The organism is Natrinema hispanicum (genome assembly GCF_900111485.1).
In the GTDB taxonomy this organism is placed as follows: Archaea; Halobacteriota; Halobacteria; order Halobacteriales; family Natrialbaceae; genus Natrinema; species Natrinema hispanicum_A.
The window spans coordinates 50,316-64,789 of the sequence record NZ_FOIC01000002.1; the positions used below are offsets into that span (position 1 = coordinate 50,316).

The following is a 14,474-nucleotide window of genomic DNA, read 5'->3' on the forward strand; positions in this document are numbered from 1 at the left end:
TCAACTGGCCACGGGGCCTTAGAGATCGCCCGATCGGATGCGCTCTTCCGCGTTCTCGAGCGCCCGCTCCCGATCGAACTCCTCGATAACCGACCGCAGTTCGGCCTCGTCGGCATCCGCCAACGCCTGCGCGTGTTCGGTCATGTTCGGCACCGCGCGGATGATGTTGTCGACGACCGGGACGTCGGCCACCTGTGGCGAGCGCGAGAGTGGGTTGAGGTCGATCACGATCTCAGTCTTGCCCATCTCATCTAAGGCCTCGGCGCGGTCGCCGTCCTCGAGCGGGACGAGCACCACGTCCGCGTCGTAGATGCCGTCAGCATCGACTTTCGCTCGCTTGTGCTCGAGATTCGGAATGCGGGCGTCAGCCTCGAGCCCCTTCACGTCTTCCGCACCGTGTTCGCGCAGGTGGTCGGCGATGGCGTCGATCCGTTCCGGCGTGCGATTGAAGAGATTAACCTCGAGATCGGCGTCGACGGCCTCCGCGAGGGCGACCATCTCGCCGGGGACCAGCGCCGCGACGTTACCGTTGATCGAAAGGACCGGGTGGTCGGCCAACAGCAGGTGGGCCGCAGCCGCCCGTTCGGCGTCGTCAGCGCTCGGAATCGTCTCCTCGCCCAGCAGGTAGTCGAACGCGCTGCCTCGTCCCTCGGCGTGCATCCCCTGGAGGTGTGTGATCCCCTTCTCGACACCCGCCTCGATTCGGTGGCGGGTGAGTAGATCTTGATATCTGGGGTGGTCCTCCGGAATCTCCTCCTCGTGTTCGACGTCGGCGGAGACGCTGTCGTAGTCGCTCACGAACGAGGACTCGCACCGATTGATAAAAAGTCGACTGATTGGGGCGTTACTCGGTGAACGTGATCCAGCCGTCGGGTACCTGCGCTTTCACGTCGTTCATCGCCTCGCGGGCAGCCGTCCGAGTCTCATAGGTCTGCGTGCTCTCGGCCATTGTCGCGCCGTACTCGTCGATCAGGTGCCAGACCCAGCCGTCTTCGGCTGTGTGGAGTTCGAACGAGACGCTGTCGATCTCGAGGATACTCGCCGACTCGATCAGGTCGCGAACGTCCGCGAGGGCCTCGCGGGCAGCGTCGGCTGTCTCGTGGGTTTCGGTGCCCGATGCGACGGTGCGGCCGTCCTCATCAATGAGCCGCCAGCGCCAGCGGTCGTCGTCGTCGGCGACAAGTTCGAACGAGGCCACGTCGAAGTCAACTCGGCCGGCCAGCGGCGCGAGCTGGCGAATCGTGTCAATCGTCTCGAGCAGGCCGTCTTTGGTGGTGACAGGGTCGACCGCCTCCGCAATTACCTCGCGATCGCGGTCGACGAGGTCCCACGACCAGCCGTCGTCGCCGTCGAGACGGATCACGGCATCCTCGATCGCGAAGATCGGCGCGTCGAGCGCGTGTGATTTGAGGAGGGCGACGATGTCGTCCGCTGCGGCACGGTCGGCATAGGAGACGGCTGAATCGGCGATTTCCTCGCGATTACGGTCGAGCAGTCGGAACTGCCACTCGTCGGTTCCGTATAGCTGGACGGAGACGTCACCGATCGTGTGGCGGCGGGCCGACGTAGCGGCCTCGCGAATTGCCTCGAGCCCGTCGATGAGTTCGTCACGGGTGGGAGACGCTTCACCGTCGACGGCGACCGTCTCACCGGTCGGCATGACGAACCGCCAGTGCCAGTCACCGGTCGCGTACGGCTGGAAGATCGCCCGGTCCATCGTCCGCACGTCCGACTCGAGATGCTCGAGCAGACGGTCCATCGCCTCGCGTGCAGCGCTGCGGGTCGGATGAGTCGCTGGATCCTCGGCGACGAGCTTGCCGGCCTCGTCGATGAGCCGCCAGCCCCACTCGCCGTCTTCGTTGACAAAGAGTTCGAACGCCGCGGTCTCGATCTCGAGTAGTTCGGCATCGGGTGCCTGCTCTTTGAGCGTCATCATCGTCTCGGCGGCCTCGCCGCGGGAGGTGTGTTCCTCGCCGGAGTCGGCCAGCACGTTGCCGTCCTCGTCGATGAGTCGCCAGCGCCATTCGCCGGAGTCGGCCTCGTAGACTTGGAACGCAGCGTTTTCGAACTCGATGAGGTCGGCCTCGGCCGCCTGCTGTCGGACGCGCTCGATCGCGGCCGTCGCCGTCTCGGCATCAGCGTGGGACACCGTACTCGCCGCGATGACCTCGCGGTCGTCCGTGACGAGTCGCCAGTGCCACGAGTCGGCGCTGTCCGCTCTCGGCGCGGCATCCGTGACTGTCCCACCGTCCGGGGCCGGTTCGGGATCCTCGGCCGCCACCGGAAGCGTCTCGGCTTCGTCGAACGTATACTCGTCACCCGTCGTGTCTGTGGCCGGATACACCTCGTATGCCGCGTCGTCGATCTCGACGATCTCCGCATCGGCGGCGTTGTCACCGAACTGCTTAGTCCACTCCGTAGCGTCATCGCGGTCAGTCGTCCGCTTAGGACTGCGCGCGACGACATGTTCGGTCTCGTCGACCAGCCGGTAGCGCCACTCGTCGCCGGACTCGTAGAGTTCGTAGGCAGGTTCGCCGGCGACGGTGACTGACGCCGACTCGAGTTCGGGGAGCAACGCTTCGGCAGCCCGCTCGGCATCGCGTCGGGAGTCGAACGTGTCGGTGCTGGTGGCAACGACCTCGTCGTCGGCGTCGACGAACCGCCAGCGCCAGCCGTCGGCGCGTTCACAGAGTTCCACGCCGATGCCCTCGATGTCGAGCACCCGTGCCTGATCGAATCGCTCGGCGAATTTGTGGGCGGCCTCCTCGGCGCGTTCCTGGGTCGTGTGGCCGGTCTCACTTGAGGCCAGCGGCGTGCGGCTGTCGTCGACCAATTGCCAGTACCACTGGTCGCGCCGTTGCTCGTAGGTAAACGCCGCGTCCTCGATTTCGATAACGTCAGCGTCGGGCCCTTCGTCTTTCAGGAAACTCACCGACTTCTCAGCCCCATCGCGTTCGTCGAACTCGCCAGCACAGGCACCGACGACGGAACCATCGTCGCGCGCAAGCGTCCACTGCCAGGTGCCGTCGCGGTCCTCGTAGAGGCGAAACGCCGAGGTCGTCAGCTCCATCAGCCCCGCAGAACTGATCTGTGACTTAACACGCTCGATGCCCGCCGTCGCCTCCGGCCGCGTCACGGCGCTGTCGGTGCTCTGAGCCAGCGCCTCGAGGTGGAGGACGTGCCACTTCCAGTCACCGTTTTCGTCGCGGAAGACGGCGAACTGGGCACTTTCCATCGCGTCGCCCGTGAGAATGTCCGGGTCCTCGGTCTGTCCTTCCTCCTCGACGAACATACCTTTCCGTCCCGTAAGCACGGGAACGAGCGCAGTCACGCCCGCGATGATGCCGATTCCGAGCGTATAGACCGTAATAACCTCTACACTGTAGTCCGTGCCCAGCTCTCGCCAATTGTACGGATATGCCCAGCCGAAAAAGCCGATGCCGCCCAGAGAAACGAGTAAGCCGACGACACTGGCCTGAATCCCCCGCGTTCGTACCGGCAACATAAGGACGATACCGAAGAGGCAGAAAGCGAGCCCCGTTGCCGCCGTGACGCCGGAAAACTTGATCAGCGTATACGAGTTGCCTTCGCCTGCATACCCAACGACGAACGCAGCGACGCCCGCAGCCCCGATGATGTAGCCGACGATGAACAGCCAGTACCCATAAACGTCCTTGGCCGAGTCGGGTTCGCCGACGTAATGTTCGTACAGTTGAAACAAATTTTGGTGAATGTCAGTCCAGGAAGCCATCTCGAAACTTGACCGGATAACTCGAACGAATCATAATAAGTTTCTGGCTACTAGTACTCTGTATGTCATGTGTCTCATCTATAATTATAGCGCGTTTTGCTCGCGTGAAGTAGTCACCTCGGGATCAGAGGGGACACACACGATAGCACGGTAGAACCGATCTCACGCGAAAAAAGAGCAAATTCGGGATTACCGGTTGGCATTGATGAACAATTAGATGATGATGAATTCAGGAAGTAAGTGCCGAATACAACTACATTGTACCCCTTGCTTGCGATTCTACTCAATTAATAGTATGGGAAGTGATATATCTAGCGGTTATTTAATTGTCGGAGTGTGGATATGGATTGGAGCCACCCACATTCGTCAGCCACAGGTGGCATCAGTCCGCGTATATGCAATCGGTTCGCCGACCGGTCCGTCCGCATCGACAGGTTGTTCGACACGATAGATCGTCACCGACTCGACGTCGGCGGCCGTCCGTTCACAGACGTTCGCCGCGACTGGCTGGGCAACGCCGTCGATGCCCTGCGATTTCGTCCCGTATCGTTTCCAGAGCGTCGTCGGATACCGTTCCATGGCGTTGGGTGGGCGATCGAAATCCACTGTCTCCCCGTCGACGAGATCGATTGCTTTCCCGGACTCGTACTCGGCTTCCACGACGTACCAGCTGTACGAATCCGGCGGGTTCGGCGCGAAAAACGCCCAACTCGCGCTCTCGAGCGTGCTACCGGCCCCCGACGAGGGCGTCTCGACGAGGCCCGCCGCGACGAGTTGCCAGCCAACCAGCACGACGAACAGACAGACCAGAAGGCCCGTCCCAGTCACTCGCAGTCCACGCCGAACGAGCAGTCTCATCCCCGACGGCGTCGAGTCGCTGATCTCTCGGCGGATGGGCTCGAGATGGGACGGGATGTCGCGTTTCGTGACGAGCCGATCGATGGCGTCCCAGAGTCGCGATGGGAGAAACAGCAACAAGACGGCACACATGACGAACGGAAAGGCCCCGAGTCGCATCGTCGCGGCCATCGAGAGGTGTGCGCCGATGAACGTGACGACCGTCGCGGTTCGGAGCCAGCCGGTTGCGGCTACGAGCAGCACCGATGCGGATAGCACAGCGGTCCAGAGCCAGTTGATTCCGGTGAGGACGGCGGGATACTCCGCGAGGGTCGGCCCCAGCAGGTACGCGAAGTCTTCGAGTTGGAAGATCCGCTGGACGGCCACGCCGCTCGTCCAGGCCTCGCTTTGGAACTTGAGGATTGCGTTGATCGCATAAATCACGACAATGTGAAGGAGTGTCGTGGCAGTCGCCACTGAGAGGAGCCGGTCGTCGTCCGCTCGAGGACGGTGGCGCAGCGACCACCGCGCGTCGAGTGGCAGAAACGCCGCGAGGAACAGTACCGAGATGAGAATGGTATCACCACCATTGACCAAGTATGGGTTGCGAGCATGCAGTGACGCAAGCAACACTGCAGTTCCAACTGCTGCGAATCGGGGGCGGTAGCCGACGAGCAGGCACGCGGTGAGGACGACTGTGAGGCCAAGCAACAGGGCTTGCACCCACAGGGAGCCGGAGATGGCGTACAGCGACCACCGAGCGAGCGTCGGGGCCACCTCAGCGAGTGTCGCTCGAGGCAAGACTCCGTCGTCCGTGTAGAACGTCGCCAGTTGAGGAGCCCGAAGGACGAGGAGATCGGCGATGATGACGAGGCCGACTCCGATCCGAAACGCGCCCAGCGCCCGCAGGTCGATTCCGAGATGTGATTGGATACGTCCGCGAAGCGACGCGGCCGTCGCCATATCACCGTCAGTCGCAGTCGTCGATGGGGCGTGGGCGGCAGGTATGGCGATCAGCTTCGCTGATCGCCGACTTCTAACCCATCATATAAGTGTTTTCTCCTTAGGATAGCACTCCGGAGTGCACGCCTGGCTGTGTCACACGTTCTCGTCTTCGTGCATTCTCGAGCAAGGGCTGTCACGGACGCGGTCTGCCTGCCATCACCGCAACATGGCACCGGCTGGATGGGTGGCACAGACCGACGGCTCGTAGCCCGCATCGGACAGGCCCGTCCCGAGCGCAAAGACGGTGTTGCCGAGCATGGCCATCGAGGCCTGTCCGTCGACCGCCGAGACATCGGCGATCGCCTCTCGCACTTGCGCTGTCAGCAATTCTGCGTCGCGTGCGAACCGCCGTGAGGCGTACATAAACGACAGTAGCGTCGGCTCTTCGACGACGCGGGAGAGCGCGTCCTGTCCGGCAGCGGTCAGCGTCTCGGTATCCCCAGAGAGCACGTCGGCCGTCGAGAGTTCGCCAAAGGAGACGTACTCGACGCGGGCGCGAGCGGGAATCGTATCGAGGACGTTCTCTTGTGGGCTCCCGGGCTCGAGACGGATCGGGACGCCCCCGTGGGCCTGGGCAACCACGTCTCCCAGACCGGTTCCGGCCTGGACCTCGGCCCCGTGGGCGATCGTGACGAGTTCGTTCATCGAGAGCTTGCACGCGAACACGCGGTTTGCCGCAAGCGCCGTCCCGAGGGCCATCGCACCTGAGACACCGAATCCGGCACCGAGTGGCAGGTCGGCGTCAGCGTCGACGCGGGCGGTCACATCGAGCGTCTCGAGGACGGTTGTCACTGGATCGATCTCGAGTTCGTCGCCGTCGAGCACGACGGTCGTCTCCGTCGCCGGTTCGACCGTTACCTCGACACCGTCGGTCAGCGTCAGTCCCGCACCCCGTGAGCCGGCTTTCGTCGGGTCCTCGTCGGGATGGGCGCTGAAAAAGCCCGTAACGTGTCCGGGAACGAACGCCGTCGCCTCCTCGCGCATCACGCCTCCGCTTTCGACCGGAGCGATATAACGTTGAAGATTCCGCGCTTCCCTGCCCAGTGGGGGCTGAGACGGATTCCTGTCAGTCAGTGCTGGCCGGCCGCGACCGTCCTGCGGTCGCCCCGGGACAGCGGGACAGCAGACCGGATGCGTCTCGAGTCGACACGAGGGAACTGGTCCGATCGATAGCAGACGACGCGGCTGCAGGGGGAGGAAGATCGAAGTCGTGGATGTCGGTATCGACGTCGTCGGTCCCGCGGAGAGAGATAGTATGTGTGCCACCATAAGAGTTAATAAGCTATAGAGTATAGTTATTAATAGACAATAGTGCAAACCAGCAAGCTACAATCCGTCACGGAGCGCTGGCATCGCATTCGTTCCGACTCCGATCGGATGGTCGGGGGTGGGGGACTGCTCGCACTGATCGTCCTCTCGGGAGTCGCAACACTCGCTGGCGTCAACTGGAAACTCGTCGCGATCTCTTGGACGGCGTTTGCGGCAATGGCGATCGGCGCACCGCTTGGGGCGCGTGCAGTACAGTCCGAACATCCGCTCGAGCCGATCTGGGGGTACGGACTCGCAAGCGGTGCGATGGTCACGAGCGCTGCGCTCTTTCTCGTTCCGCAAGCGCTGGGCCAGCACGGCCGTCTCGGAAGTCTCGGAATCGCGATCGGATTCCTCGGTGGGTACGTCGGGCACACGGTCGGCCACCGGTTTACGCACCTGAATCTGCCGATCGACAGCACCGCAGCCGAGTTGACCGTCCACGCGCTCTCTGCAGGTGCCATCATCGGTGCGATCTACACCGCAATGCCGTCGCTGTCGTCGATTCTCGGTGTTGCACTGATCTCGCACAAGGCACCTGCTGGATACGCGGCAGCGCGACGACTGGCAGAGCAGGGACGATCCGTGCTACCGCTGCTGTTGCCAGCGGCGGCTGTCGGGCTCGTTGCCCTCCCGGTCGGCATCGTCGGATTCGCACCGGCGAGTACGCTGCGGGGACTGCTCTTTGGCATCGCGGCTGGCGTGTTCCTCCACGTCGCCGTTGACCTGCTCCCGGAGTGTACCACTGGCAGTGAAACGTGCCCCGCCGACGGCGACAGTCACTTCCACCGGGATCGGCTCCGCACTCACGCCGCACTGAGCGCGACCCTCGGTGGAACGGCGGTCGCACTCGCGTGGGCGTTCGTCGTCTGATCCTGCCGCTCTCTCCGGTTTCTGAGATCCGACAGCGATCGCTCGCTTTTTGGTAGCTGTCTCCCTCGAGCGGTCACTCAAAAAAGCGCGTTTCGGAGTTGTGCCGTCGCTTACGGCGATAGCCGCTGCCGGTCTGGCGAGACGTCCGTCGGTCGTCTCGCTGGCTCCCAGGTTTGCCGCCTACGGCGACAGCCGCTGACGGTCGCGTGGGAACACGGTCGGAGCAAAGCACCTCTCTGTTCCCGATCGACGAACAGCGACCTCGCCTACGGCGAGAGTCGCTGTCGGTCTCTCGGGAACAACACAGCCTCTCGGATGTTGTCCAGCCCGAGGATCGTCATGATCAAGCGCTCGCCACCGAGGCCGAAGCCGGCGTGAGGCGGCATGCCGTACTTGAACATCTTCGTGTAGTACTCGAACTGGTCAGGGTCGAGGCCCTGCTGTTCGAAGCCTTCGATGAGCTTCTCGTGGCGGTGTTCACGCTGACCGCCGGAGACCAGTTCCATGCGCGGGTGCATCAGGTCGAAGCCGGTCGAGAGGTCGGGATCGTCGTCGTGGTCCTTGATGTAGAACGGCTTGATCTCGCTCGGCCAGTCCGTGATGAAGTAGTGGCCACCGACGTCGTCGCCGAGTGCCTTCTCGGCCTCCGTCGAGAGGTCGTCGCCCCAGACGAGTTGTTCGTCGAGTTCGCCCGTCGCGTTGATGCGCTCGATGGCGTCCTCGTAGCTGATACGCGGGAAGTCTCCGTCGGGGGCCTCGAACTCGTCCTCGAGACCAAGCGCCTCGAGTTCGTCGGCACAGTTCTCATCGATGGCCTCGTAGGCTGCTTTGACGACGCCTTCGACGACGTCCATGGCGTCGTTCTGGTCACAGAACGCGCCCTCGAAGTCGATCGAGGTGGCCTCGTTGAGGTGCCGTGGCGTGTTGTGTTCCTCGGCGCGGAAGATCGGGCCGATCTCGAAGACGCGCTCGACGTTCGAGCCGGCGATCAGCTGCTTGAACAGCTGGGGCGACTGGTTCATGAACGCTTCTTCGCCGAAGTAGGTGATCGGGAAGAGTTCGGTGCCGCCTTCGGTCCCGGTCGCGACGATCTTCGGCGTGGTGATCTCCGTACAGCGGTACTCGCGGAATTGGTCGCGGACCGCGCGCAGAATCTCCGAGCGGATCTCGAAGATGGCCTGAACCTCGTCCTTGCGCAGGTCGAGGGTGCGGTTGTCCAGTCGCGTCGAGAGATCGGCGTCGACCTTGCCGGAGGGGTCAAGCGGCAGTTCGGGGTCGGCGGGCGCGACGACCTCGACGGACTCGGGCGTGACCTCGACGCCGGTTGGCGCACGTGGCTCTTCTTCGACTGCGCCAGATACTTTGACGACGCTCTCGCGGGAGACGCCCAGTCCGGTCTCGACGAGATCCTCGTCCATCTCGTCTTTCTCGAACTTGATCTGGATCTTGCCCGAGGTGTCTCGGAGAATCAGGAAGGCGATGCCACCGAGATCGCGGATCTCGTGGACCCAGCCAGCGACGGTGACGTCGTCGCCCGGCTCGGCGTCGGCAGTGTAGGTTCTGTCCTGCATACCACCTGATTCACGCAGGCGGAACTTAAACGCAGCCGTTCGGACCCGTCGATCGACGCTGTCTGTGGCATGGGTTCTCGAGCGACGAACGCCGCTAGCGCTCGTGGACGGTCATCGGAATCTCGTGTTTCGGCCGCGCAGTCACCGTTGCCATCAGATCTAGATCGGTCCCGGGGACAAGCTCGAGGTGGTAGTCACGGTAGATCGTCGCGAGGATGAGCCGGGCCTCGAGCATCGCAAAGCGGTCGCCGATACAGCGACGTGGACCCGCCGCGAACGGGAAGTACGCCAGTTTCGGGAGGTCGTTCTCGAAGTCGTCGGTCCAGCGGTCAGGACGGAACGCGAGCGGATCGTCGTACCACCGGGGGTCGCGGTGGACGACCCACTGGTGCATCCGGACGGTCGATCCCGGTTCGATCTCGTAGCCGTCGACGACGTCGGGTTTGACCGGTTCGCGGACGATCCCCGGCACGGGTGGGTATAGTCGCATCGACTCTTTGACGACGCGTTCGGTGTACGTCAGGTCCGATAGGTCCTCCATGGTCGGCGTTCGGTCACCGAGAACGTCCTCGAGCTCGGCGACGAGCCGTTGCTCGACTTGCGGGTTCTTTGAGAGGAGATACATCGTCAGCGTCAACGACAGTGCCGTCGTCTCGTGGCCGGCAAGCAACAGTGTAACCACTTCGTCCCGGATCTGTTCGTTCGACATCCCAGTGCCGCGATCGTCGGTCGCCTCGAGCAGTTTCGAGATAACGTCGTGATCCGTCGGGTTGGTCCGCCGTTGCTCGATCAGCCGGTAGACGACCTCGTCGAGGTCCTCACGAGCGCGCTGGATTCGCCGTCTGGCCGGCGTCGGGACGGTCGGGGGCAGGACGTAGTTCGAGAGGCTCTCGGAGGCTTCCATGAACTGTTCGAGTGCCGAGCCGATCGTGTCGACGTGCTCGTCGACGTCGACGCCGAACAGCGCCCGGGCGACGATTTTCAGCGTCACTTCCATCATGTCCTCGTGGACGAGCCGCGTTTGACCGTCGTCCCACGACTCGAGGGCTGTTTCAGTGAACTCCGTCATCATCGTCGCGTACTCCTGAATCCGGTCAGGGTGGAACGCGGGCTGGATCAGGTGGCGGTTGCGCCGCCAGACTGCACCTTCGCTGTTGAGGATGCCGTTTCCGGTGAGCGGCCCGAGAACGCTCTGGAACCGCTTGCCTTTGACGTAGTTCTCGTTGTGCTGGACGAGGACGTGCTCGATATAGTCAGGATGGTTGAGCTGGTAGACCCGGCCCTCGGGATCCTTCCAGGAGGCGATATCGCCGTACTCGCGGGCCGTTTGCGTCATAAAGCCGTATGGATCGCGGAGGAACGCGACCTGATTGCCGAGCAGCGGGAGCCCGTCCGGGCCTGGTGGATAGCGGTCAGCGGTCGCAGCCGTATCGTGGCGCATTCGTAGCCGGACAAAGGACCTGCGGCCACCTTGCTGTATGGCCGAGCATGCTAGGTGTTTTTAACTCGAGGGGCGATACGGACCGCCATGAGTGCGTCCGTCGTTCCGATCGCAAACGCGCCGGCTGACGACGCCGTTGACGGTGATCTGCGATGAGATACGCCACGATGGTACTGACGTGGGCTGACGGTCGGCTCAACGCGATCGACGACCGTTTCAGCCGCAGCGACGCGGTCGCGATCGAGGCGATCCGCTACCTGAACCCGGTCCACGAACAGCGATACGTCGAACTCCTCGAGCTTCGTGGCGACCTCGAGCGGGCCCGCGCGTTGCTCGCCGACTGTCCAGAGGCGCTCGAGTACGACGTTGCCGGCACGGACGACCGTGGCGTCGCCTACGTACAGTGTCGGATCGTCGAACCCGTCGACGAGTTGCTGTCGATCCTCCGCGAGCACGAAATCGTCCTCGACTGGCCGATGACCTACGTCGACACCGACGCCGCTCGCGGGCCCGAGGTGACGGCACTCGGGACGAGCCGGGCGATCCAGCACGCTGCCGCGGCGCTTCCCGACGGGATCGACCTCGATCTCCAGCGGCTGGGTGAGTACGACCCCGGTGGTGGCCAGTCCTCGCCGACGCTGACTGCCCGCCAGCGGGAACTGTTCGAACTCGCCGTCAGCGAGGGCTACTACGAGGTGCCACGCGAGACGACCCACCGGGAACTGGCCGCGAAACTCGATCTCGCGACGGGAACCGTCAGCGAACACCTCCAGCGGATCGAAGCGACGCTGGCCGCCAGGCACACATCGGCACTGTGATAATCGAGCGACCGATCCGTCTCGCTTTTATCGATCGACCGTCGCTCTCTCGATATGGACGACCTCGAGCGACTCGCCGACGACATCCGGCGTGCAGACACCGTCGTGGCCCTGACTGGCGCGGGCATCTCGGCACCATCGGGCGTGCCGACGTTCCGCGGTGACGACGGTGTCTGGGATCGGTTCGACGAGGGACAGTTCGCCTACGGCCGATTTCAGCGCGATCCCGCGGGCTTCTGGGACGATCGTGTCGACCTCCAGCGGGAGCTGTTCGGCGACGATCCCGACCCGAACGCGGCCCACGAAGCGCTGGCCGCGATGGGACGTGCGGGTGCCCTCGAGGCGATCTGCACCCAGAATACGGACGGGCTACACGGTGTGGCGGCCGACACGGTCACGGCTGAAGCCGCCGAACCGGCTACAGCCACCACGACGATCCTCGAACTCCACGGAAACGCCCAGCGAGTTCGCTGTCAGGACTGTGGGAGCCGCCGTGACAGCGAGCCAATCCTCGAGCGTGCAGCCGCCGGCGACTTGCCGCCGACCTGTGACTGTGGTGGCGTCTTCAAGCCTGACGTCGTCCTCTTCGGCGAACAGTTGCCGGGTGCGGCGATCCAGCGTGCGCGATCGCTCGCTCGCGAGAGCGACGTCTTCCTTGCGATCGGCTCCTCGCTGAGCGTCCAGCCCGCCGCTTCGCTCCCGCGGCAAGCCGCGGAAACCGGCGCGACGGTTGGGATCGTCAACCTCGACTCGACGCCGTGTGACAGCCTCGCCGACATCGTCTATCGCGAGGACGTGACAACCGTCTTGCCGCGGCTGCGAGAGCTCGTCGCCGAGTAACGGGCGGCAGTAGCAGTTCGGCAACGGCGCTGTGGGCCACGTTGCTGACTGTTGTGTCGATCAATTCCGGAGGAGCTCTAAATTCTGCACTGTCGGGAGATCCCAGTTGTACGTAACTGCAGCGAGCCGAGTCACGACGGTCACGACCGCACACACCACAGCGGCCGTACGCCCAGTTGCGCCGACCGTTCCCACGAGCCAGTATCCACTCCCGCCGAGGACTGCACAACTGGCATAGAAATCTTCGAAGAGGATGAACGGGGAACGGTCGAGAAGGATATCTGCAAACGCACCACCACCGACGGCGTTGATCGTTGCGATCGTAACGACACCAAATACTGACACACCCGCCTCGGTCGCGACGATCGCACCAGCTGTTGTAAAGGCAGCGAGCCCGATCGCATCTGAGACAAGCGTTATTGGATGCGTCTCTGGAGAGGTGAGGACGACACTCAGTGCGATCGCTAACCCGACTCCAAGCAGCCCCAGACTGATTTCGATCGGGGACTGCAGCGCTAATGGAACCCGTCTTACGAGAATATCGCGCGTCGCGCCACCAGCAAATGCCATCGCCAGGCCAACGATCGTAATACCGAGCAAGTCGAATTCCTCACGGATCGCCTTCGACGATCCGACAAGGGCGAACGCGATCAACCCGATCGTGTTCATCACCGCAAATGGATCGCCAAACAATACGTCAAGGAGCTCCTGACCCATTAGGCGCTCCTAAGAGAACGAGTCTCTTGAGTGCTCCGAGACGACTCGTCTTTAGCGCCACTCCCCCGCACGTGCGGTGACTGCACGACCTGTACTCACTGGGTCGTGAAATCCACAACGGATCGGTATGTGGGGAGAGAGCTGTCCTGCTCGAGGGAGACGAGAGACAGTCGCGTCTACGCGTCGTTGGCCGCTTCGACCGTTTCCTGAACGGCTTCGATACCCTCGTCGTGTGCGAGGTCGCCGACGACGATGACATCGGCGTACTGGGCCATCGAGTACGCGGAGTCGTAGTCGTGGATGCCACCACCGTAGAACAGCGTCGCGTCGTCGACTGCGTTGGTTGCGGCATCGACGACGCCTTCGTCACCGAGCATGCCCGAATACTCGACGTAGACGATCTCCTGGCCGAACATCCGTTCGGCGACCGTCGCGTAGGCGGCGACGTCGTCGGCATCGAGGTCGCAATTGGCCTCCGTCAGCGTCGCCACGTCGGCCTCGGGGTTCATGACGATGTAGGCTTCCGTCGTCGTCCGCTCCCAGTCGAGGTCGTCGTCGAGTCGGACCCATTCCTTGTGGGCCTCAGTAATCCAGAACGGCGAGCCGGCGTTGAACACCGTCGGGATAAGATAGCCGTCGAGCGCGTCGTCCTCGAGGACGACCTGCGGGTTCGAGGGTTCCTGATAGAGCGGGACGTCGTGTTCAGCGCAGGCGTCGATGACGGCACCCATGTTCTCCTCGGTGATGCCCATCGTCCCGCCGACTTCGATCGCATCAGTCCCGGTCGCACAGAGATCGCCGTAGGTCACACCCTCGGGTAACTCCTTGTCCGGATCGATCTTGAGAACGTGATTCCAGTCGTCCCAGGGGGTAGTCATACCGCCCCGTTGCCAGACAACCAGCAAAAGCGCTACGGAACGCCCCCGTCTCGAGCGTCCACGTGTCACCTGGCGAGACTGCCGTGGTCAGTCCCGCACTCGAGTCCTGACGGCCCGCAACCCCTTCCGACGCGCGAGTGCCCTCGTGTGCGCCCTGAATTACAGCTGCTCGGCGCTGACAGCCTGTAGCGTGCTGTCGTTTTCGACCTCCCAGATCCGCAGCACGAGGTGAGCCTTGCAGTAGTATTCAGCGGTCTCGAGGCCAGTCTGTCCGTTCTTGAGGACGAGCTGGCACATGTCCCCGTTCGAACACTCTGGTGAATGTTCACACATTGGTACTCGTTTCGTCTACTCGTCTCGCAGTCAAGACACTGTCGGTGGTCGTCATCGATCCCAGAACGAGGACCTGACCGGCTGCTATCGGTTTTGAGCGGC

12 protein-coding genes are annotated in these 14,474 nt (G+C 63.1%); 3 read left to right on the forward strand and 9 right to left on the reverse strand.

Going from position 1 to position 14,474, the window contains the following annotated elements:
• Positions 1-18: 18 nt before the first annotated feature.
• From BSG09_RS02010 to BSG09_RS02025, 4 genes are all read right to left on the reverse strand, one after another.
• Complete coding sequence (locus BSG09_RS02010) at positions 19-798, reverse strand: 4-phosphopantoate--beta-alanine ligase (RefSeq protein WP_092929584.1); 780 nt, start codon at positions 796-798, stop codon at positions 19-21.
• 46 nt (positions 799-844) lie between these two features.
• Positions 845-3,751 carry a YegP family protein gene (locus BSG09_RS02015; RefSeq protein WP_092929586.1) on the reverse strand — a complete coding sequence of 969 codons (2,907 nt, stop codon included), beginning with the start codon at positions 3,749-3,751 and terminating at the stop codon, positions 845-847.
• A 366-nt stretch (positions 3,752-4,117) separates the two neighbouring features.
• A complete protein-coding gene (locus tag BSG09_RS02020) occupies positions 4,118-5,551 on the reverse strand; it encodes an HTTM domain-containing protein (protein WP_092929588.1) in 1,434 nt (477 codons plus the stop codon).
• A gap of 198 nt (positions 5,552-5,749) precedes the next feature.
• On the reverse strand, positions 5,750-6,577 hold the full coding sequence (locus BSG09_RS02025) for a pantoate kinase (protein ID WP_092929590.1): 828 nt from the start codon (positions 6,575-6,577) through the stop codon (positions 5,750-5,752).
• Between the two features lie 393 nt (positions 6,578-6,970).
• On the opposite strand from BSG09_RS02025, the gene BSG09_RS02030 reads away from it, so the two are divergent.
• Positions 6,971-7,774, forward strand: coding sequence for a ZIP family metal transporter (locus tag BSG09_RS02030; RefSeq protein WP_092929592.1), 804 nt, complete (start codon positions 6,971-6,973; stop codon positions 7,772-7,774).
• A 266-nt stretch (positions 7,775-8,040) separates the two neighbouring features.
• On the opposite strand, the gene aspS is transcribed toward BSG09_RS02030, so the two are convergent.
• Together aspS and BSG09_RS02040 are read right to left on the reverse strand one after the other, a co-directional pair.
• The gene (gene aspS / locus BSG09_RS02035) at positions 8,041-9,345 is read right to left on the reverse strand and encodes an aspartate--tRNA(Asn) ligase (RefSeq protein ID WP_092929594.1); all 1,305 of its coding nucleotides are present in this window, start codon (positions 9,343-9,345) and stop codon (positions 8,041-8,043) included.
• A gap of 94 nt (positions 9,346-9,439) precedes the next feature.
• A complete protein-coding gene (locus BSG09_RS02040) occupies positions 9,440-10,786 on the reverse strand; it encodes a cytochrome P450 (RefSeq protein WP_092929596.1) in 1,347 nt (448 codons plus the stop codon).
• 152 nt (positions 10,787-10,938) lie between these two features.
• On the opposite strand from BSG09_RS02040, the gene BSG09_RS02045 reads away from it, so the two are divergent.
• A complete protein-coding gene (locus BSG09_RS02045) occupies positions 10,939-11,604 on the forward strand; it encodes a helix-turn-helix domain-containing protein (RefSeq protein WP_092929598.1) in 666 nt (221 codons plus the stop codon).
• A gap of 54 nt (positions 11,605-11,658) precedes the next feature.
• Positions 11,659-12,444: an SIR2 family NAD-dependent protein deacylase gene (locus BSG09_RS02050; protein ID WP_092929600.1), complete on the forward strand. Its 786-nt coding sequence runs from the start codon at positions 11,659-11,661 to the stop codon at positions 12,442-12,444.
• 60 nt (positions 12,445-12,504) lie between these two features.
• On the opposite strand, the gene BSG09_RS02055 is transcribed toward BSG09_RS02050, so the two are convergent.
• The 3 genes from BSG09_RS02055 to BSG09_RS20605 form a co-directional block, all read right to left on the reverse strand.
• Positions 12,505-13,161: a trimeric intracellular cation channel family protein gene (locus BSG09_RS02055; RefSeq protein WP_092929602.1), complete on the reverse strand. Its 657-nt coding sequence runs from the start codon at positions 13,159-13,161 to the stop codon at positions 12,505-12,507.
• 176 nt (positions 13,162-13,337) lie between these two features.
• Positions 13,338-14,039: a phosphoglycerol geranylgeranyltransferase gene (locus BSG09_RS02060; protein ID WP_092929604.1), complete on the reverse strand. Its 702-nt coding sequence runs from the start codon at positions 14,037-14,039 to the stop codon at positions 13,338-13,340.
• Positions 14,040-14,198: 159 nt separating this feature from the next.
• A complete protein-coding gene (locus BSG09_RS20605; RefSeq protein WP_165396959.1) occupies positions 14,199-14,372 on the reverse strand; it encodes a hypothetical protein in 174 nt (57 codons plus the stop codon).
• Positions 14,373-14,474: the final 102 nt, after the last annotated feature.